Source organism: Tenacibaculum sp. IMCC1, assembly GCF_054906355.1.
In genome coordinates, this window is record NZ_CM142818.1 from 648,913 (window position 1) to 671,167 (window position 22,255).

At 31.3% G+C, this 22,255-nt stretch carries 20 protein-coding genes; 17 read left to right on the forward strand and 3 right to left on the reverse strand.

From position 1 onward, the window contains the following. The first annotated feature begins 877 nt into the window (after nucleotides 1-877). From ACXIHB_RS03115 to ACXIHB_RS03190, 16 genes are all read left to right on the forward strand, one after another. On the forward strand, nucleotides 878-1,495 hold the full coding sequence (locus ACXIHB_RS03115; RefSeq protein WP_462098871.1) for a hypothetical protein: 618 nt from the start codon (nucleotides 878-880) through the stop codon (nucleotides 1,493-1,495). A 400-nt stretch (nucleotides 1,496-1,895) separates the two neighbouring features. Then, entirely contained in the window at nucleotides 1,896-2,714 is an 819-nt protein-coding gene (locus ACXIHB_RS03120; protein ID WP_462098872.1) for a helix-turn-helix domain-containing protein, read from the forward strand. A gap of 75 nt (nucleotides 2,715-2,789) precedes the next feature. Further along, nucleotides 2,790-3,269: a hypothetical protein gene (locus ACXIHB_RS03125; protein ID WP_047790815.1), complete on the forward strand. Its 480-nt coding sequence runs from the start codon at nucleotides 2,790-2,792 to the stop codon at nucleotides 3,267-3,269. Next, nucleotides 3,266-3,844 (forward strand): phosphatase PAP2 family protein, encoded by a 579-nt coding sequence (locus ACXIHB_RS03130; RefSeq protein WP_047790816.1) that lies wholly within the window; start codon nucleotides 3,266-3,268, stop codon nucleotides 3,842-3,844. The genes ACXIHB_RS03125 and ACXIHB_RS03130 overlap by 4 nt, the downstream gene beginning before the upstream one ends. 1 nt (nucleotide 3,845) lies before the next feature. After that, nucleotides 3,846-4,325 (forward strand): DoxX family protein, encoded by a 480-nt coding sequence (locus tag ACXIHB_RS03135; protein WP_167713759.1) that lies wholly within the window; start codon nucleotides 3,846-3,848, stop codon nucleotides 4,323-4,325. Further along, nucleotides 4,310-4,858, forward strand: a complete 549-nt coding sequence (locus ACXIHB_RS03140) for a phosphatase PAP2 family protein (RefSeq protein ID WP_462098873.1) — start codon at nucleotides 4,310-4,312, stop codon at nucleotides 4,856-4,858. Before ACXIHB_RS03135 ends, ACXIHB_RS03140 begins: the two co-directional genes overlap by 16 nt. Beyond that, the gene (gene chrA / locus ACXIHB_RS03145) at nucleotides 4,837-5,952 is read left to right on the forward strand and encodes a chromate efflux transporter (RefSeq protein WP_462098874.1); all 1,116 of its coding nucleotides are present in this window, start codon (nucleotides 4,837-4,839) and stop codon (nucleotides 5,950-5,952) included. The genes ACXIHB_RS03140 and chrA overlap by 22 nt, the downstream gene beginning before the upstream one ends. 267 nt (nucleotides 5,953-6,219) lie before the next feature. Then, complete coding sequence (locus tag ACXIHB_RS03150) at nucleotides 6,220-6,462, forward strand: hypothetical protein (protein WP_462098875.1); 243 nt, start codon at nucleotides 6,220-6,222, stop codon at nucleotides 6,460-6,462. Nucleotides 6,463-7,011: 549 nt separating this feature from the next. Then, the gene (locus tag ACXIHB_RS03155) at nucleotides 7,012-7,728 is read left to right on the forward strand and encodes a DMP19 family protein (RefSeq protein WP_462098876.1); all 717 of its coding nucleotides are present in this window, start codon (nucleotides 7,012-7,014) and stop codon (nucleotides 7,726-7,728) included. A 217-nt stretch (nucleotides 7,729-7,945) separates the two neighbouring features. Beyond that, a complete protein-coding gene (locus tag ACXIHB_RS03160; RefSeq protein ID WP_462098877.1) occupies nucleotides 7,946-8,749 on the forward strand; it encodes a hypothetical protein in 804 nt (267 codons plus the stop codon). Between the two features lie 463 nt (nucleotides 8,750-9,212). After that, nucleotides 9,213-10,556, forward strand: coding sequence for an adenylosuccinate lyase (purB, locus tag ACXIHB_RS03165; RefSeq protein WP_462098878.1), 1,344 nt, complete (start codon nucleotides 9,213-9,215; stop codon nucleotides 10,554-10,556). Next, nucleotides 10,556-10,972 (forward strand): hypothetical protein, encoded by a 417-nt coding sequence (locus ACXIHB_RS03170; protein WP_462098879.1) that lies wholly within the window; start codon nucleotides 10,556-10,558, stop codon nucleotides 10,970-10,972. The genes purB and ACXIHB_RS03170 overlap by 1 nt, the downstream gene beginning before the upstream one ends. A 3-nt stretch (nucleotides 10,973-10,975) precedes the next feature. Next, nucleotides 10,976-11,752: a TerC family protein gene (locus ACXIHB_RS03175; protein WP_462098880.1), complete on the forward strand. Its 777-nt coding sequence runs from the start codon at nucleotides 10,976-10,978 to the stop codon at nucleotides 11,750-11,752. 59 nt (nucleotides 11,753-11,811) lie between these two features. Beyond that, on the forward strand, nucleotides 11,812-12,120 hold the full coding sequence (locus ACXIHB_RS03180; RefSeq protein WP_073183522.1) for a hypothetical protein: 309 nt from the start codon (nucleotides 11,812-11,814) through the stop codon (nucleotides 12,118-12,120). Nucleotides 12,121-12,164: 44 nt separating this feature from the next. Beyond that, nucleotides 12,165-14,567 (forward strand): TonB-dependent receptor, encoded by a 2,403-nt coding sequence (locus tag ACXIHB_RS03185; protein WP_462098881.1) that lies wholly within the window; start codon nucleotides 12,165-12,167, stop codon nucleotides 14,565-14,567. Nucleotides 14,568-14,580: 13 nt separating this feature from the next. After that, nucleotides 14,581-15,147, forward strand: a complete 567-nt coding sequence (locus tag ACXIHB_RS03190) for a type 1 periplasmic binding fold superfamily protein (RefSeq protein WP_462098882.1) — start codon at nucleotides 14,581-14,583, stop codon at nucleotides 15,145-15,147. A gap of 343 nt (nucleotides 15,148-15,490) precedes the next feature. Here ACXIHB_RS03190 and msrA read toward each other — a convergent pair whose 3' ends face one another. Further along, a complete protein-coding gene (msrA, locus tag ACXIHB_RS03195) occupies nucleotides 15,491-16,147 on the reverse strand; it encodes a peptide-methionine (S)-S-oxide reductase MsrA (RefSeq protein ID WP_159494880.1) in 657 nt (218 codons plus the stop codon). 144 nt (nucleotides 16,148-16,291) lie between these two features. Here msrA and dnaX point away from each other — a divergent pair, with 144 nt between their 5' ends. Further along, entirely contained in the window at nucleotides 16,292-17,995 is a 1,704-nt protein-coding gene (dnaX, locus tag ACXIHB_RS03200; protein WP_462098883.1) for a DNA polymerase III subunit gamma/tau, read from the forward strand. Here dnaX and ACXIHB_RS03205 read toward each other — a convergent pair. Both ACXIHB_RS03205 and pbpC read right to left on the reverse strand, forming a co-directional pair. Then, nucleotides 17,984-19,807, reverse strand: a complete 1,824-nt coding sequence (locus ACXIHB_RS03205; RefSeq protein WP_047790574.1) for a cation:proton antiporter — start codon at nucleotides 19,805-19,807, stop codon at nucleotides 17,984-17,986. The two genes, dnaX and ACXIHB_RS03205, sit on opposite strands and share 12 nt — an antisense overlap. Before the next feature lie 58 nt (nucleotides 19,808-19,865). After that, a complete protein-coding gene (pbpC, locus tag ACXIHB_RS03210; RefSeq protein ID WP_462098884.1) occupies nucleotides 19,866-22,220 on the reverse strand; it encodes a penicillin-binding protein 1C in 2,355 nt (784 codons plus the stop codon). Between the last annotated feature and the right edge of the window lie 35 nt (nucleotides 22,221-22,255).

Here is a 22,255-nt window from a genome sequence, read left to right on the forward strand (position 1 = left end):
AAATACGAACGCACAACAATAGCTATAAGTGATTGCTTGTTCTCGCCTACTTGTGAAAATCCTCGCAGATTTTCAGTTTGGTGTGTGTGTGTGTACTTACTGAGTTAAAAGTAACCCAACACAACTACTTATAGTCAAGATTGTTGTGTACAATTAGAGAAAGTGAAAAATAGGAAACCAGAGATATTATTTAAACTATTATGGATTGGATTGACTTTATTTACAATCTATATTTTTGGTTGGTTAACCTTTATTTATTTGACTTTCGGAAATATTGGAACCGATCAATACAGCTCTTGGAATTTACTTATACCGAATATTTTGACAATTGGGCTGCTTATATTCTACGCAAAAGAAATATTAATTGGATATAAACCAACATCAATAGCTCGGAATCTGAAATCATTACTAATATTCTCAACTCTCATAATAATTCTGGCTATAATTCAAATCCCACAATTCGAATTATTATTTGATTTTCCTAAATCAGAGTCTTGGCAAATAATTTTATCATTGATTATAGTTTTGACCTCTTACGTTGGAATTATAACAAATAGAACATTAAAGATTAAAGAACTAAAAAACAACCACATATAACAAAACACACACAATCACTGAGAGGTTCATCATTACTTATCTTTCAAAGTCAAAAACATCATTTCAACCGTACATTTTTGTATGGTTTTTTATTTTGTTTTATCTTGGCTAACGCTTAATAAAGAGAATAAAAATTGCTACAGACTTCCTTTTTTCATTTACTAAACAAGAAAGCTTAGCAACAAAAATAAAGAACAGTAAAGTACTCTTATATCTCCTTTTTAGTTGTATAACGATGTATTTTATGCTTATATAAACAAGTTGTAAATAATTTAAAACAATGAGTACAAGAAAGAAATTAATTATATTATTATCGTTAACTTTAACATTAACAAGTTGTTCATCTATTAAAAAGACAAGTAGTTCTACCGATAAAGAAAAAATTTCTATAATCATAGAAAAGCCAAATGAAAATTATATTTGGAGGAAAGGACTATTAACATTAAATGTTAAAATTATAAATAACAGCAATTCTAAAATTACCATTGTTAAACCTTCTTCTGACCCTAATTTTCGACCAGGGAAATATTATGCTTCTATTGAGAATGAGTTTGAAGGAACATCTTGTATTTCAGATGTAAGTTTTTATGATGAAGACCCACCGAAACATTATGCCTCTATTTCTGACTTTATAACCATTGAAGCAAACAGTGAAAAGTCTTTTGATTTTTCTAATGAACACTTAAATTATTGTGGTGAAAATTCTCAAAATTCAGATACTGCCTGTGTAAAAATTAAAATGTACGGAAACAAAACTAAATATGATGCGAACAGTGATTTTATATTAAATAATTATGCTGGTTATAGCATAGAAGAGAAGAACAAAATTATTGAGTTATACAACACACTACATACAGTAGATATTGAAAGTAATATTATATGTGTGAAAGTTAAGTAAAACTATTTACAACGATATATAACTGTAATTACGGCGGATTCATAACTTACTTATAAGGACTAAAAAAACAAACTACTTTAAACCGTACATTTTTGTACGGTTTTTTATTTTGTTTTATCTTGGTTGCATTAATAAAAAAAGAATAAAAATTGCTAAAAACTTCCTTTTTTTATTTACTAAACAAGAAAGCTTAGCAACAAAAATAAAGAATAGTAAAGTAGTATTCTTACACCTCCTTTTAAGTTGTATAACGATGTATTTTACATCTATATAAACAAGTTGTAGGTAATGTAAAAAATCAGCCGCACATTAGGCACATTTAGTTTTGCCAACACAAAGCCAACGCTGAAAAAACCAAAAGAGCCTAATTTTTGCCACCGAACGGATAGCAATACAATAAATGAAAGCAGAACTCGAAATAAAAGACAAAACCAGACAAACCGAAGGATTAAAAATTGCTCCGTTCAGACGGCACATTAGAAAAACATCTCCACACAAACACAACAGTTATTTTGAAATTATCTATCTGACTAAAGGAAAAGGTTCCCACACTATTGACACCAAAGAATATGAAATAAAACCACCTGTTATTTTCACAATCCGTAAAAAGCAGGTACATTTTTGGGACATCAAAACAGAACCCAAAGGCTTTGTACTCATCATCAAAAAATCCTTTATCGACAACTGTTTGGACAAAGATATCAAACGCCTGATTTCAGAATTGAGTGCACAAACTTGTCTTTTTCCCAAAGACAATATTGCAATTGACATTTTCAACATTTTACTAAACGAACATCAAGAAAATAAAAAGCTAAATCAACCAATAATAGACGGACTGTTAAAAGCACTTTTGGCAAAATTTCTTGAATCGGCAACACCAAAAACTTTTAAAAACGGTAACAGTACAATCTTTCAAAAATTCACTGCCCTTTTGAGCAAAGAAGATGGACTCAAAAATAAGGTAAACCATTATGCCAAATTGTTAAACACCACTGCGCAAAACCTAAATGCAACTTGCAGAAAAGAAACAGGACAATCTTCTGCTGAGATACTTTCAGAACACATTATCAATGAAGCAAAAAGGCTTTTGCTTTACACAGACATTACCGTAAGCGAGATTGCCCACAGACTTGATTTCAAGGACAATTCCCATTTTTCAAAATACTTCAAACGACACGTTGACCAAACTCCAGTGGGCTTTAGAAACAACAACAGATAAATACCATTCTTTTTTCAAATAGACCACATTATTGGTTATGTGTTGTATAATTTTACAGCATTAAAATCACAAAATATGAAATGGTCAATATCAATTATCGCTTTGCTTTTGCTTAGTTCTTGTGGAAACAATCAAGAGCAAAATGCCCAAGGCAAATGGATAAAAGGAACGGGACAGAAAAAATTAGAAACCATTGAAAACCAATTCAGGGGTTTTGATATGGCAATGGTGGAAACAGGCTACCGCTATCAGGAACTCTATTGGGCAGGACAAGATGAGAATTGGGAATATGCCAACTATCAAATAGAAAAAATCCGTAAAGCGATTGAGCGTGGTTTGGAAAGAAGACCCAAACGTGCAAAATCCGCAGAGCATTTCTTAACCGTAACACTTACAGAAATGCAAAAAGCACTTGAAAAAAGAGATACGGTGGTATTCAACAATAACTTCCAAATGCTGACTAACAGTTGTATCAGTTGCCACGCAATGGAAAAAGCACCTCATTTTACAGTAAAGAAACCTCTTTACAGACAATCACCTATTAGGAAGCAATGATAGAACTTATCAAACAGTTCGATATTGATATTCTGTTATGGTTAAATGGTAATCACAATAAATTTTGGGATGATATAATGTGGTTTGCTACCAGTAAATTTACTTGGTTACCGTTTTATTTTCTACTGATATTACTGCTTATATGGAAGTATAAAAAGAACTCTACCCTAATGATTTTGTTAATTGTCTTGCTCATAACTATTAGCGACCAGTTAGCTTCAGGACTTTTTAAACCACTTTTCGAAAGATTGAGACCAAGTCATAATCCTGATTTAGCAGGACAACTTCATTTTGTAAATGACTATAAAGGAGGAAAGTTTGGCTTTATTTCATCTCACGCAGCTAATGTATTTTCATTAGCGTTCTACTTGACTTTAGTAGCCCAGAACAAGCTAAAATGGTTACCATTTATACTTATTCCTTGGGCAATTTTTGTAAGTGTCAGTAGAGTTTACCTTGGTGTTCATTATCCAATGGATATAATAGTACCAGCTATTTTAAGCCTACCTATCGCTTGGACAGTAGCTCGAATTTACAAAGCATATAATCCTATTTTGATTGAAAAAATAACTTGAAATGTTTCAAAAAATAATTAGTTCAGACCATTCTAAAACCACCATCATCATACGCTTAATGGTCGGTGCAGTTTTCCTTTCAGAAGGCATTCAAAAATTTATGTATCCCGCTACTCGTGGTGCAGGAAGGTTTGTTAAAATGGGTTTTCCAAACCCGGAGTTTTTCGGAAATTTTGTTGGTGTATTTGAAATAGCTTGTGGCATTCTTTTACTGATGGGGCTATTGACACGGGGAGCTTCTTTAGCAATGCTTATCAATATGACGGTTGCCATTGTCGTAACTAAAATTCCCATTGCCTTTGGAGAGAGTTTTGGGCCATTCAACCTTCGGGAACTGAACAGTTATGGATTTTGGAGTATGACTCACGAAATGCGTACCGATTTTGCTATGTGGTTTGGAAGTTTGTTTTTGCTTATCAAAGGGGCAGGAAAATGGTCGTTTGATAATTATTTTCAAAGTAAGAAATGGGCAAACAGATAGAAGCGGATATTTTTTTACTGCGCTTGATTCATAATAATCGAATTGAACTATTCGACTCAACATTACTTTGGATTTCAAAAACGGCCTATCTCATAGCAATCGGTATTATTTTTTGTTTAGGATGGTTTGTCTTTTTCAAGAAATCGGAAAATGCAAAAGACATTTTTTTGAAATTACTCCTTATGCTTTCAACTGCAACGCTAATTGTTATTTCATTAAAATATGCTATACACAGAACAAGACCTTTTGATTTGTATGGTGACATAGTAAATTTATCAATAGCAAATAGTCCATCTTTCCCCTCAGGACATACTGTTATAGCATTTATATTATCTTTCGGCTTGCTATTTTCAAACCTAAAAAGACTTTACTATTTACCTGTTTTAGTTTGGGCGTTATTAGTAGCTTATTCCAGATTGGCTTTAGGAGTTCATTTCCCAACAGATGTTATAATATCAATAATTATAGCATTTGTTGTTACTATAATATTTAAAAATTTTACTATAACAAAATGGAAACAAAAGGTACTTTAATAGAAGTCGCAAAACTCTTTTTCAAATTAGGTAGCATTGCTTTTGGCGGTCCTGCGGCTCATATCGCAATGATGGAAGATGAAGTCGTGAAAAAAAGAAAATGGATGAGCCAACAGCATTTTCTTGATTTGGTGGGTGCGACCAATATTATTCCCGGCCCCAACTCAACCGAAATGACAATGCACTGCGGACACGAAAGAGCAGGTTGGAAAGGATTGATAGTTGCAGGTGTTTGTTTTGTTTTTCCTGCGGTTGTCATCACAATGTTTTTTGCTTGGCTTTATCAACAATACGGACAATTCCCAAAAGTTGAACCTTTCATTTATGGAATAAAGCCAGCAGTAATTGCCATTATTCTCGGGGCAGTTTACCGCCTTGGAAAAAAAGCACTCAAAAATGTGGAACTCGGAATTTTAGGAACATTGACGTTGATTGCCTGTTTGCTTGGAGTACACGAAATTTTGGCGTTGTTTGCTTGCGGATTTCTCGGTTTAGTTTGGCATTTCATCCGCAACTCTAAAAACAATCTGAACAGTTTCACTCCACTTATTTTATTACAGGTAACAGCATCAACGAGTACCTTAAAAATTCTTTGGACTTTTTTTAAAGTCGGTGCACTACTCTATGGAAGCGGATATGTTCTATTTGCTTATTTAGATGCAGAATTGGTCAGTACAGGATTGCTGACACGACAAGAATTAATTGATGCCGTTGCAGTTGGACAATTTACGCCAGGACCTGTTTTATCAACGGCAACATTTATCGGTTGGCAATTAGGTGGATTTTGGGGAGCAATAGCAGCGACTGTTGGGATTTTCCTTCCTTCTTTCATTTTTGTTGCTATTCTGAATCCACTCATTCCAAAAATGCGGAAATCGAAAATTATTGCAGCATTTTTAGACGCTGTTAACATTGCGGCAGTTGCCGTAATTGTAGCCGTTTGTGTAGAAATGGGAAAAGACACTTTGACCGATTGGCGAACAATTTTAATTGCAGTATTGAGCATAATTGCTGTTTTTGTCTTTAAGAAAATGAACAGTGCATTTATTGTTATTGGTGGAGCATTGGTAGGTTACCTATTGACATTGGTATAGAAAAGCCAACTCTAGACAGCCACACACATTTCCAAGCCTCTCATTATCAATCGCACAATCCCAAGCTTGTCAATAAGTGTGTCTGCCCCCAAAACACGGACGAAAAAGAAAGCACTACCTACAACATTGTATAAGCGTAATGCGGGCTGAATGGCTAAAATTGCGTATTTTGGCACCTATCAAAGCCTGGTACAGGCGGACAATAAATCGCTCCAAAGTCCCGCACTATGCTTATACGAAACCGTTTTGCACAATTAAAACCAAATTATGGCAATCACTGACAAATTTAATAACTATGCAATTGCCGAAGTAATAAAAGCTTACTTAATAGATGGACAAAGCCATAGAAATATCCAAAGAGAGATTCTAAGTTTACCTACACCAGCCAGAGGTGGTGGATTTGTAATTATGGAATTATTACATCATTATAATATTCGTGAAGATAAGAAAGATCTTTTGACTAAAAAATCGATTTCCGAATTAAATACAACTAACGGATTTAGAGTTTAAAAAAGCATTACAAATAATTGAGGAACTGAATCTTGTAGAGGATAGAGGAATATTTTATAAAAAACCAGGAAATAAATAAGAAAAATAATCCGACTGAAACGAAGAATAAAGTAAAAGTCAGATTTTATCAAAATAAACTAAGGGAAATTGTTTTGGACAATTACAATTCAACTTGTGCTGTTTGCTAAATAAATACGATTTTCTTTTGTGTTTTGCAAGATAAGATGTTTGACAAAGGTTATTTCTCTTTAGACTCTGAATATAGAATAATATTTGGGCCAAAATCCGACAAACAAATAAAGAAATTTTTGACTGATTTAGAATTTAAAAAACCGAAAATTAATGAACCTGATATATCATTTTTAGAATATCACTATAATGAAATATGTAAATAACTGTGCACAATAATATATAACCACAATTACGGCGAATTCGACTACATCCGAATCCTCTCGCTATTACGAGCGTCAGTTCTAAACCAAAATTTAACGCATATTAACCCGTAACTGACTGTTATACGAAACCGTTGTAGCACATTTAACCAAACTAATGAAAATAGGAATTTTAATCATAATTGTAATCTTAATTTTGGTTATTGGATTTTTAATTTTGAGAAATAAAACAAATAATTCTGAAAATACTATGACTAAATTTGTTCGACTTGATTCTGAATCTGAATCTACTCAACATCTTCCTTTATTGCCTGAAAATTGGATTTCTGAAATTGAGCAAAAATGGAATGATAAAAAATGGGGAGTTTATGACAATGAACATTATGACATTTGTGAGAAAATTTGCAATGACATTTACGCAACAAATAAATATTGGGAAAAGAATCAAACTCACGCTAATTTTCTAAAAGAGCTGACTAAAGAACAGAGAATTTATTTCACTCTAATAAACTTTGAATCTCAAGTCAACAACGGAGGAGTTTACCAATTTCTGTTTAATTACCCAGAATTGTCAACACTCGCATTAGAAGGAATGCAAGCAACTGGAATGGAAAAATTGTCTACGGATTATGAAATAGTTTTGAATGAATACTTTGGCAAGTTCGATACAATCCAAGATTTATATTCAAAGTTTCAGAATAATAAAAGTGATTGGAATAAACGATTTACAGCATTCGAAAAAGGATACAAAGAACTTCCTTCTGCCGAAAAAATTGAAGATTATTTTTACGAGGAAAGTTTTATCAAAACATATCAGCAAGACTTGACGAAATACGTAAAAGCGAATAGAAATAAATTTTATAGAACAAAATAAAAAAACGTATTACAACAATGACTATAAATGATTACTTTTTCTCCCCTATTTCTGAAAATCCATGTGGATTTTTAGTTTTATACGTACTTACAAATTTATCACTATATAAAACTATTAATTATGATAAAAACCTTTATTACTAACTAAAAACATGATTAATTCAAAAGATAACATTTACATTATTAGTTATAAGTACTTCAAAATTAAAAACAAGCTAATGAATATATACTTTCGCCTTACTTTTTTGACATGTTTAATAGTAAATTTAAGTTCATGTGGACATGAGAAAATAGAGGATGATAAATACCCTAACCTTCCTTATTTTCCAAAAACTAATGATACTAAAATTAAATTTCAAAAAATAAATTTTAATCCTACCGGCTTTTATAGACTTGATGACACTTATTTTAAAATAGCTAATAGTGAAAGTTATCCAAAAGACCTTCATATCTTCTATTATAAAAAGGATTTAATAACTAAAACAGATTCTATTTTGTTAAAAGAAGGTTTTAATTTTATTGATGAAAGTGGTTTCTTATATAATTCTGTTTACGAAACAAACATTGATAAATATGATATAAATCATGAAGTTACTAAAATTAATATTAAGACTGGAGAAAGAAAAAAAATTGAGTATCATAAATACAACTACGGTAAAGAATATCAAAATATATTTGATTTAAACAAGGAATATGAAAAACAACTTACACACCTTCCAGATAGTTTAATAAAGCATGTAAGATTTAATAGAATAGACTCTGTAGAAAGTGAAATTAGAAAAAAGTTTAAAACCAATATTATAAAAGGTTTGCAAAAAACAACAAAGATAGGCTTAAACTCAAGAGATAATTCTTATTTGTTACAATATAAAAACAAAGAAGTTATCGTTAAGGAGGTTCCTTATATGAATAATGATACTAAAGATGATGAGGGACTTATCGGTTTATTAGAAAGTTATACTCAATACAATAACTTAAAACCTATTATACTAGAAAAAAACAACAGACTTAAATATTTTTGACCATGCGGTTAGAGGTAATCATTTAGGAGGTGGTAAATTCAACTTTTCTCTTTATCAAAGTGGTATTCAATATTATGAACTTAACTTTAAAAATGAAAAAGCATTATTTAAACTACAAACTAAATATTTACCCAACCATAATCTTTTACAAACCTTTTTAATGCCAGATAAAAAAACTATTATACTCTATTCTTATACCGAACAGTTTAAACTTTCATTATAACAATTATGATATTTTAAACTTGAAATACACGCCTATTATTAATACTTATATATTTGTAGCATAGATAGCTAGTATTCATAACGTAAATAATTAATACAACGGTAAGCTCCTTTAACAACTCAGTATACTCTTTATTTATAAATAAAACTGCTTTCTTATGTCTACTAAAATTCCTTTAATTAAACTCTAAAAAAAGGGAAGTATTTTCTATTTTTGTGCCTTTCAACACAACAACAAAACATGAACTTAACAGAATTAAACGCCATCTCTCCTATTGATGGTAGATACCGTAACAAAGTAGCAAGCCTAGCGAACTATTTTTCAGAAGAAGCTTTAATAAAATATCGTGTAAAAGTAGAAATTGAATATTTCATTGCTTTATGTGAAATTCCATTACCTCAGTTAGCCGATTTCAACAAAAATTTATACGCTGATTTACGTAAAATTTATGAAGACTTTTCTGCTGAAGATGCGCTAAAAATCAAAGAAATTGAAAGCGTTACTAATCACGATGTAAAAGCTGTTGAGTACTTTATTAAAGAAAAGTTTGACAAGCTAAGCTTGAATAAGTATAAGGAGTTTATCCACTTCGGATTAACGTCTCAAGATATTAACAATACCGCTATTCCATTATCTATTAAAGATGCAATGGATGAAGTATACTACCCTACTTTAGATACCTTAGTTTGCAAATTAGCTGATTTATCTCAAGAATGGGAAAACGTACCAATGTTAGCAAGAACTCACGGGCAACCAGCCTCTCCTACCCGTTTAGGAAAAGAGTTTTTTGTGTTTGTAGAGCGTATTAACAATCAGGTTATTCACATACAACATACACCACATGCTGCGAAGTTTGGTGGAGCTACAGGTAATTACAATGCACACAAAGTAGCCTATCCAGATATCGACTGGAAAAACTTCGGAACTCATTTCGTTGAGGAGGTTTTAGGATTGCACCACTCCTTCCCTACTACGCAAATTGAGCACTACGACCACATGGCAGCTTTATACGACGGATTGAAACGTGTAAATACGATTTTAATTGATTTAGATCGTGATGTTTGGACCTACGTTTCTAACGACTACTTCAAACAAAAGATTAAAAAAGGTGAAGTTGGTTCATCGGCAATGCCACATAAAGTAAATCCGATTGATTTTGAAAACTCTGAAGGAAACTTAGGGATTGCAAACGCTATTTTTGAGCATTTATCTGCTAAGTTACCAGTTTCAAGATTACAACGTGATTTAACTGACAGTACGGTATTACGTAACGTTGGAGTTCCTTTTGGGCATACGTTAATCGGTTTTGCTTCTACGTTAAAAGGATTGAACAAGTTATTATTAAACGAGGCTAAGTTTGCAGAAGATTTAGAAAATAACTGGGCAGTAGTTGCTGAGGCTATTCAAACTATTTTACGTCGTGAAGCCTATCCTAATCCATACGAAGCTTTAAAAGGATTAACTCGTACGAACGAAAAAATAAACAAAGATTCTATCGCTAACTTCATTGATACTTTAGAGGTTTCTGATGCGATTAAGAATGAATTAAAACAAATTACACCATCTAATTACACAGGTATATAATGAGATATTTACTTACTTTTTTAGTTTTAGTCTTAGCTATTTCGTGTTCTCCAAAGAAAAAAGGAGATCCAACACGTTTTGTTCATGGAACCTTTGAAATTCCTGCTGGTGACAATTATGGAAAAACAACTATTGTAAGAAAAGATAGTTTGCAAATTGAAGAGTACACCAAAAAAGTAAGTATTTCTACAGATAGTTTGGTTACCGACAAGGAGATAAAACACATAGATACACTCTACATCAAATGGAAAAATAATTTTGCATACACTTTGCGAATGAAAAATCCTAAAACTGATTTAGATAAAGATCCTATATTTGTTCAAATAACTAGAGTAACCGATAGCTCTTATAATTTTACAGCTCGTATTGGCTACTCTAACTTTAAACAAAAAGGAACTGTATATAAAGTGCAATAAACTATGGAAATTTTCTTACAAGCAGATACTTGGATAGCTTTACTAACTCTTACTTTTTTAGAAGTAGTACTAGGAATTGATAACATTATATTTATCTCTATCGCCTCCAACAAACTCCCTGAAAATCAACAAAAAAAAGCTGCTAGAATAGGCCTCCTTTTAGCGATGATTTTTAGAATTCTTCTTTTATTAGGAGTTTCTTATTTAATAAGTATGAAAGACTCTATTTGGAATATTGACTTATCTTGGTTAAAGGTAGGTGTTACAGGGCAAAGTTTAATTTTATTTGCAGGAGGTGTATTTCTCTTATACAAAAGTACTAGCGAGATTCACCATAAAGTGGAAGGAAAAGGAGATGAAGATGCTACAAACACCTCTAAAAAGAAGAAAACATTACTAAATGTTATTACTCAAATAGTGCTAATTGATATTGTTTTTTCTTTTGACTCAGTTTTAACTGCTGTGGGTATGACCAACGGTATTCAAGGAGCGCTAATAATTATGATTATTGCCGTAATTGTCTCAATATTAATCATGCTAATATTCGCTACTCCTATAAGTAATTTTGTAAACAAGCACCCTACTATTCAAATGCTAGCCTTGTCTTTTTTAATTTTAATTGGGTTTATGTTAATCACTGAAGGAGCACACTTATCTAACATGATTGTTTTTGGGCAATCTGTAGGTGCAATTCCAAAAGGATATTTATATTTTGCAATAACATTTTCTTTATTAGTTGAAATGCTTAATATGAAAATGCGAGGTAACTCAAAAAAATAAAAAAAGTTAAAAACCCTGTTTGTACAAAAACAAACAGGGTTTTTTATACATTTGCACTAATGTTAATATTTAAAAAACATATAGTTTCCCTAAGTATAATTGTATTACTTATACCTTCAGTTATACAATTAGTTCATGCTTTTGAAAAACACGAACATACTATATGTATATCTAAAAATGATAAACATTTTCATAAAGGAGAAATAGATTGTTCTACTCTTCATTATCAGTTTCAAGTATTTTCTGAAGAAATACTTCCTATTTTTGATGTAATTCCTAGAACTTTTTTTAAGTTAACATCTTTTCTAGGTGAAATTACATCTTCTTTCTATATTATAAAAAAACTCTCTAGAGCACCTCCTTTTTAAGTTTTATAAAAATTAAAACTTAAATAATAATATAAAATCTTTACATGAAATCAAATTGTATCATTTTGATGCTTATGCTTGTATTTTTTTCAACAGCATATGGTCAAAAATGTGAATATACATTTTCTGGTTTAGTTGAAGACTTTCACGATAAATCTCCTATTGTAGGAGCTACGGTATACATTAAAAATCAAAATAAATATGCTGTTACTAATATTGAAGGAAAGTTTACAATTAAAAATGTATGTTCTGGTAAAATTATAGTTGAAGTATCACATGTAGCTTGTGAGTCACAAACTATTGAACGTAACATTTCTAAAAACACTTATTTAGTTATTGATTTAGAACATCATGAAGAAGAACTAAATGAAGTAAATATAAAAGGTGTTACGGGCTTAAAAACTAAAACAGCACAAGAAACAGTGTTAAAATCAAATGTTTTAGAAAAAAATAGTGACGCTACTTTAGGAGATGCCCTTAAAAATATTTCTGGTGTCTCATCTATTAATACAGGGAATAGCATAGTTAAACCTGTAATTAATGGATTACATGGTAGTAGAGTTTTGGTGTCTTTTAACGATGTTAGATTACAAGATCAAGAATGGGGTGTAGAGCATGCTCCGAATATTGATATTAATGCTGCTAACTCAATTTCTGTAATTAAAGGAGCAAATGCTTTACAATACGGAGGTGACGCTATTGGTGGTGTAGTTATACTTAATCCAAAAAATAATATTCTTAAAGATACTTTATTTGGAAAAACAATTGTGTCACAACAAACCAATGGTCGTTTGTTTTCGGTAGCAACCAATGTAAATAAAAACTACGAAACGGGTTGGTATGTAAACGGACAAGCATCATATAAAAGATCGGGTGATTTTGATGCTGCAAACTATAAACTTACTAATACAGGTATTAACTCAAAAGCATTAACTGTTAATACTGGTTTTCATAAATTTGAAAAAGGTTTTGATTTATTTTATAGTTACTTAGATAATCAAGTTGGTATCTTAAGTGCTTCTCATTTTGGTAATATTACCGATTTAGTAAATGCAATAAACAGTAGACAACCACTTATTATTGATGATTTTAGCTATACTATTAATAATCCAAGACAAGAAGTAACTCATCAAATTTTTAAAACTAAATTTTATAAACGTTTTAAAGCTTTTGGTAAGCTATCGTTGCAATATGATTATCAAGTGAATCATAGATTAGAATTTGATAAACGAATTGGTGATAGAAAAAACTTACAAGCAGTAGACTTAAAACTTAAAACTCATAGTTTTAAATCTGATTTGTATTTAGATTCAAATACAAACCAAATTTATAAATTTGGTATAAGTGGTTTGTATCAATCAAATTTTTCAGATCCAATAACTAAAGTTAGACGATTAATACCCGATTATGATAAATATGCTTTTGGAGCCTATGTTATTTCTAATTTAACGTTTGACAAACTGTATATAACAACAGGTGTTAGATATGATTTTAACCATATTGATGCTAAAAAATTCTATCAACAATCTAGATGGGATAATTTAAATTATCAAAATGATTTTGGTTATATAGTAATCAACCCAAATGTATCTGGTTCTCAACTACTAACAAATCCAACATTTACTTATCATAATATATCAGCTTCTGCAGGTATTACCTATAATGCAAATGATCGTAATTCTTTTATATTTAACTATGGTTTAGCAAACAGAGCTCCAAATCCATCAGAACTATTTAGCGATGGATTACACCACTCTGCTGCTAGAATAGAATTAGGAGATTTACGCATTAAAACAGAAACTTCTAATAGGTTATCTGCCTCTTACAAGTACACTAATAAAAAGGTTAACCTAAATTTAGAAGCTTTTTACAATCATATTAAAGATTTTATTTACATAGAACCAAGTGGGCAAGAAACTACTAATAGAGGTACTTTTCCTGTTTGGTCTTATAAACAAGTTAACGCACAGTTATTTGGTATTGATGCCAGCACTCAATACAACATTAATAATAATTTTGTGTTAACAAACAAAAGTTCATTTTTAAGAGGTACTGATGTATCTAACGACAGACCGTTAATAGATATTCCTCCTTTTAAAACAGTAACTTCGCTAGCTTTTAAAAAAGAAAACTGGCAAAATTTTTATGCTTCTATCGAAAGCGAATACAACGCAAAACAAAACAAGTATCCTAATAATAACTTTAATGCCTTTATTCCTACATTAAATCAAAATGTACTTGTTGATATTAGCACACCTCCAGCAGCATATCATTTATTAAACTTTTCTTCAGGATTTGATTTTAAATTAAATAAAACAAAAGTTAACATTAATTTATATGTAGACAATATTTTAAACAAATCTTATCGAAATTATTTAAATAGATTACGATATTTTGCTGATGACTTAGGAAGAAATTTTAAAGTTCAACTAAAAATTAATTATTAAAAAACATTTAAAAATGAAAAATATTAAATTATTAGCCATATTATTTACTTCTGCATTAGCAATTACTTCTTGTTCTAGTGACGATGAACCTGTGCCAGTTAATGAAGAAGAAGTTATTACTACAGTAACTGTTAAATTAACCCCACAAGGAGGTGGTGATACCGTTACATTACAAAGTAGAGATTTAGATGGTGATGGTCCTAACGATCCAGTAGTTACACGAGGTACTTTAGCTGCTAACACAACATATAATGGAGAAATTACCTTATTAAATGAATTAGAAGACCCAGCTGAAAATATTACTGAAGAAGTTGCTGAAGAAGCAGATGAACACCAGTTCTTTTATAATGTAACAGGTGGTATTGCTAGTACTTTCTCTTATGCTGGTGATAATGATGCCAATGGAAATCCTGTAGGTATTAATTTTACGGTTGCAACTGGTGCAGCTGGAAGTGGAAATTATGTTTTTATCTTAAGACACGAGCCAAATAAAGGAGCTTCTGGAGTAAAAGAAGGAGATATTACCAACGCTGGTGGAGAAACAGATGTACAAGTTTCTTTTAAAGTAGAAATACAATAATTATAACAATCCATATTATAAAAGCCTCTTAGTAACTATGCTGCTAAGAGGCTTTATATTTAAACCAACTTTTACTTGATAAAGTTTTTAATACTTTTCTTTTTTAGCAAACTTGGATATTTGCAATTGAACTAGTTTAGTTGAGAAATTGAAAACTACTTTTTCTGTATTGGAATATACTACTACCTATTCTATATGTTCTACACAACCCAGTTACATTTACCAGAAAATTTACTCCTAAAAATATTTTTAGAGAAATAAACAAACTTTACTTTATAAAAAAATAACTCCCCAGCATTACTAGGGAGTCTTTATATAAACAAACTTTAACTTAATAAAGTTTTTAATGCTTTTCTTTTTTAAGCAATTCCGGAAACTTACGTTTAAATCGGTTTAGTCGAGGAATTGATACTTTTTGCACATACGGATTCTCTGGGTGCAAACGCTCATAGTTTTGATGATACTCTTCCGCAGGATAAAACTTCTCCATCTTTTTAACCTCAGTAACTATTTTCCCATGATACACATTTTCATTTAACTTTTTAATAGTATTTTCTATGAGCTGCCTCTCTTCTTGTGTTTTATAAAACGCTATTGAACGATACTGTGAACCATAATCAGGATGTTGCCCGTTTTTAGTGGTTGGATCGTGTGAACCAAAAAACACCGTTACTAATGTTTGAAAACTAACTTTTTTCGGATTATAATATACAGCTACAGATTCAGCATGTCCTGTTCTACCTGTTCCTATTGTTTTATAGGTTGGATTTTTAGTATGTCCTCCTGCATATCCTGATACAGCTTCCTCTACTCCATTTACACTTTCAAAAATTGCTTCTACACACCAAAAACAACCACTTGCAAAGTAAGCTACTTGTGTTTCTGAGCTTGTTTCTACTGACACCTCTTTTAGTTTTTCTTCTTTTTTTTGTGAGAAACTTAATAACGTTACCGCTAAAACAACAACAGTAAATACTGTTACTCCCTTGAATATCTTCATATAATTCTTATTATTTATATGTTAGTTGGTCGTACAAAGAATACAATTTTTACAATTGTTTACAACTTTAATATTTCCTTAAGAATTTTGTTTGCGTGTTGCCACTGTGTTTTCTATTTTTGTTCAAGTAAACAGTATATTTTAATGGAACATTTTATAGTATCGGCACGTAAATATCGTCCTCAAAATTTTGAAGATGTGGTAGGGCAACAAGCTATTACCAATACGTTAGAAAATGCTATACAAAACAACCATTTAGCTCAAGCTTTATTGTTTACAGGACCTCGTGGAGTTGGTAAAACATCGTGTGCTCGTATCTTGGCTAAACGTATTAACCAAGAAGATGCAACTACAGATGATGAAGATTTTGCTTTTAATATTTTTGAATTAGATGCAGCTTCTAACAACTCGGTTGATGATATTCGTAATTTAACAGATCAAGTTCGTATTCCGCCTCAAACAGGAAAGTACAAGGTTTATATTATTGATGAGGTTCACATGCTTTCTCAAGCCGCTTTTAATGCTTTTTTAAAAACGTTAGAAGAACCGCCTGCACATGCTATTTTTATTTTAGCAACTACTGAAAAACATAAAATTATACCAACGATATTATCTCGTTGTCAAATTTTTGATTTTAAACGCATTGGTGTTTTAGATGCTAAAGAGTATTTAAAAACGATTTGTGCTAAAGAAAACATTACTGCGGAAGATGATGCGTTACATGTAATTGCTCAAAAAGCTGACGGTGCAATGCGTGACGCCCTTTCTATTTTTGATAGAGTTGTAAGCTTCTCTGGAAACAATTTAACTCGCGAAGCTGTTACTAAAAACTTAAATGTGTTAGACTACGATGTGTATTTTAACATTACCGATTTATTACTTCAGAATAAAATTCCAGAAGTCTTAATGGCATTTAACGATGTATTGGGAAAAGGTTTTGAGGGACATCATTTTATAAACGGTTTGGCTTCTCACTTTAGAGATTTGTTAGTTGCAAAAGACCAAGCTACCATAGCTTTATTAGAGGTTGGTGATAATACTAAGAAAAAATATTTAGAGCAAGCTTCTAAAGCCAGTATGCAATTTTTACTCCCTGCTATAGACAAGGCTAATGATTGCGACTTGAAATATCGAGGAAGTAAAAACCAACGCTTATTGGTAGAACTTACTTTAATGCAAATTGCCTCTATCACTTTTGATGGAGCAAAAAAAAAATCTAGCAACTACATAATTCCTGCTACTTTTTTTACCGCTTTATCTCCTTCTGTCAAAAAAACTGAGGTAAAACCTATTGTTACAAAAACTCCTAAAAAAATGGAATCAGTACAAGTAACTAGTACTGAAACAAAAGAAAAAACTCCCACTAAACCAGTTTTAAAGAACATTAAACGACGTACTTCTGCTTTATCTTTAAAAAGCTTACAGCAAAAGAAAGAAGTAAAAAGTACTATTGATACAGAGGAAAACTTCGATAATCATCCAAGAACTCCTTTTACTCAAGATGAGTTAAAAGATGCTTGGAAAAAATATTATTTCCAATTACAAGGTTTTGGAGAACGAAGTATCGCTGCTATTTTAGCTTCTGGTGAGCCCAAGTTACAAGAAGATTTAACGATTATTTTTTCGTTACCTAATGACTTAATGAAGTCGCAACTTGAAAAAGGAAAACCTAAATTATTACGTTTTTTACGAGAAAAATTAAATAACTACGGTATCCAAATTAATGTTATTGTTAATGAAACTGTAGAAAAAAAGTTTGCCTATACTCCTCAAGAGAAGTACGACAAACTAAAAGAAAAAAATCCATTAATTGAAAAATTAAAGAGTACTTTTGGCTTAGATGTTTAAATTCTTACCTACGTAAACTAACTTCCAATCTTCTATTTTCTTTACTTTTTTCTCAAATTCTGAGATTAATAGAATTTCATTCTTTTGACTCTTAACGAAAATTGGAATCGATTTTTGATCTCTATTAATTTCTTCAATTTTCTTCTTATAATCATCAATAGAATTAACTACTGTTTCGTGAATTTCAGGGAATTCTCTTACAGCTTCCATTAAATTAATATAATCATCTTCTATTGTAAATAAATGATCTTCGTCTTCGTAATCTTTTGTAATAACTTCCTGTGAAGTTGCTAAACGATAAGCTCCTTGCTCTCCAAAAATAGAGGAGAAATTAGAAATTACAAATTTGTTAATTGAATCACTTCCTGTCATTGCTATTAAATATCCTACATCATTAAGTTCAATATTGTCTGTAAGTTGATCATCATAAATATTTACTTCAATTGATTCTAATCCTTCTTCTTTGGCCTTTTCAACATTTTCAATATTAGAATCAATCAACACCACTCTTCTTTGGTTTTGTTTTAAATACTTAGCAATCATTCTAGCTAAATCTGAAGCTCCAACAATCATTATTGCATTTGAACGTTTTAAAAATACACCAACTAATTTAGCAAATAACCTTGCTGTAGTAGCGTTTAACAAAACAGTTCCTAACACCACCATAAATACTAAAGGTGTAATATATTCTGCTCCTTCAATTCCTTGCTTTAACAGCTTGCTTCCAAATAACGAAGCAATACCTGCTGCAACAATACCTCTTGGCCCTACCCAACTAATAAATAGTTTTTCGTTAGTTTTTAAATTAGATTTTGAGGTACTTAAAAATACTGCTAACGGACGTATCACAAACACAATTAAAGCAAATAGAAGCAATGTTTTCCACTCATATAATAGTGTTAGCTCTTTATAATCAATATTTGCTGATAATAAAATAAATAGAATAGAGATTAACAAGACACTTAATGATTCTTTAAAGTACAGTATCTCTTTTAAGTTCTTTAATTTACTATTACCAAGTACCATTCCCATAACCACAACAGCTAATAATCCTGATTCATGAGCAAATAATTCAGATTCTACAAATACTAATAAAACAGTGGATAAGGAAACTACATTTAATAAATAATGTGGCACCCATTTTTTATTAATTACAAAGATTAAAGCATGGGCAAAAGTGAAACCGAAAGTGGTTCCAAAAAGGATAATCTTTAAGAATTCTAATAAGGCTGTTCCAGTAAATCCAGCACCTCCACCTACACTTATAAATTCAAAAACAAGTACAGCTACTAATGCTCCAATAGGGTCTATTAGTATTCCTTCCCATTTTAAAACTGCTGAGACATCTTTTTTAAGCGGTATGTTTCTAAGAATTGGTGTTATTACTGTAGGTCCAGTAACAATTATTAATCCAGAAAATAAGAATGACAACTCCCAACTTAATCCAAATACATAATGAGCAATTATAGCTCCTCCAAAAAAGGTAACTGCAGATCCTAATGTGATTAATTTGGTGATAACAGGACCTATATTTTTTATTTCTCCGCGTCGTAAGGTTAAACCTCCTTCAAAAAGAATAATACTAATTGATAATGACACAAAGTAGTACAGTCCTTCGCCGGGGAATAACCCTTTTTCACCATCCCAAATAGGTTCTATCCATTTACTTCCATCATCATTAAAAAATTCTGCTGCAATAGGTCCAACAAGCAATCCTATTAAAATTAAAGGTAAAATTGCTGGAATTTTAAACCTCCAAGCTACCCATTGAGCTAAAATTCCAAGTATAATTATCCCTGCTAGTTCTAACATATTTTATATTTAAAAAAACTAAAAATACAGCTTTTAATTAAACCGTATTTATATTTATTTAATTTTTTAGTTCAATAATCCTTTTCAGCTCATTCCCAAAATCATCTATAACTGTTATTGTATGAACTCCTTTTTTTGGCATAACAGCTTGTTCATGATACTGTTCTGTTATTCCAATAAATTGTTTATTTAAATACCAATATACTTTTGCCTCTGCATTGGCGTGTGTGAGCTTTAAAATTATAGGATTTAACTTATTATTCTCTCCTCGTGTTAACGATATTTTTGATGTGAGCTTAGCAGGAAAAACAAAATCCATTGTATTACTTTCCAACTGGTTACAATCTGATCTATATTTTGGAAGTGATCTGTAATCTGCGTTATTCTGCTGATAATAATAAGCCATTAGTGGTGGTAATACAAACCATGGTTTTGTTATCATGTTAGAAATTGATTCGCAATTTGAGTTCACTCTATATTTTTCAGATATATCTACCGTTATTTCTTGGTGATACGGGCATGACTTGGCTTTCATAGCACTTTTTTGAACTCTTTTGGTTATTACTGAAGGACAAATTGTCTTAGCTAAGAACCCGCTTTTCTCACAAATAGCAGCTTCTATTAAATCTTCATAGGGTTCTAAAAACCAGTTAGATTTCGGTAACACATCAAAAACATTAAACATTAATGGAGCTGCACTTCCAACTCCTGTTAAGTCTGGACGTCCTTCTCCATCAGAATTTCCTATCCACACCCCTACTACATAATTTGGGGTTACTCCAACTGCCCAAGCATCTTTATTTCCAAAACTGGTTCCTGTTTTCCACGCTATTTTTTGAGACGAATCATAATACTTCCAAGCTTGATCTGTATAAGGTCTATTTACCTCTATTAAAGTGTTTAGTGTTAAAAATGTAGCTCCAGCATCTAAAGTTATATAGTCTTCTTGAACTTTACCAAAATCTGGAGTTCCTTCTGACAAAAAACTAGGTTCTATGAACTCATTTTGGTAATACTTATGTTTTAGTTCTTCATAGTGATTTACAATTCCTGCGTATCCTGCAAAGGTTTTACATAAATCCCATAAGCTAGCTTCTGCACCTCCTAAAATCAAGGATAGTCCATAATAATCTGCTGATTTATTAATATCGCTAATGTGATATGCTTTTAAATCTTCTCTAAATTTTTCCAATCCGTATCGCTGTAACATGCGTACTGAAGGAATGTTCAGTGAACGTGTTAATGCTTCGTTCGCAGGAACTGCTCCATCAAAAGTTAGATTGAAGTTTTTTGGTGAATATCCTGCTATTTCTGTTGGTACATCTGCGACTAATTGACTAGGTAGTAAATCTCCCGATTGTAGCATTTGCGCATATAAAAAAGGCTTTAAAGTACTTCCTGTACTTCTTGGAGCGATGATATTGTTCACATCTTTTTGATGTGCTTTATCGGTTGGAGAATTCCCTACATAAGACAGTACTTTTCTTGTTTTAACATCTAACACCAATACTGCCATATTGTAGACTTCATTTTGTTTTTGACGGAAATAATGCTGCTTTACTAAATTATTTACTTGCCTTTGCAAATGAATATCAATAGAACTTTTTACACGTTGTCCTCTATACTGTTTAGTTACTTCTTGTACAAAATGTGGTGCTACTGTAGGTAACGGATATGGTTTTTGTGGTAACTCTTCTTCAATTGCTAAATCATATGTTATTTGATCTATTATTCCTTCTTCATGTAATTTTTGTAATAACCTATTTCTTTTATTTTTTAGCTTTTGTTGATTTTTTCCCGGATAAATCAATGAAGGAGCATTGGGTAATACAGCTAAAGTTGCTGTTTCAGCCCATGACAATTGATGTGGTTTTAAACCAAAATAACGCCACGAAGCCATTTCTAATCCAACAACATTTCCTCCATAAGGAGCATGAGATGCATAGAGGTTTAGAATTTCTTTTTTTGAGTGACGAAATTCTAATCGAGTGGCTAGTATTAATTCTTGTAGCTTTTCAAAATATGAGCGTTCTTTATTCTTTCTTGATAAGCGAATTACTTGCTGTGTCAATGTGCTTCCTCCTCGTACAACTCTTTTCGCTTTGATGTTTTCTACCATTGCTTTTCCTATTGAAATAGGATTAAACCCGAAATGCTTATAGAAGTAAGCATCTTCAAATTGTAAAATACAATGTTCAAATTTTCTAGGCACAGAGTCTAACTCAGGAAATCTCCACTGACCATCGCTGGCTATTACAGCTCCTAATAATTCGTTGTTTTTTGCAGTAACAACTGTTGATGTAGGTGTCTCAAATAATTTTTTAGGTAAACAAAAATAATAAACAATCACCACGAACGCTGTGATGATTGTTTTGATTTTATTTTGTTGTATCCATTTGAAAATTGTTTGCATAAATTATTTTATGTGTCAAATTTCTCCTAAAAAAT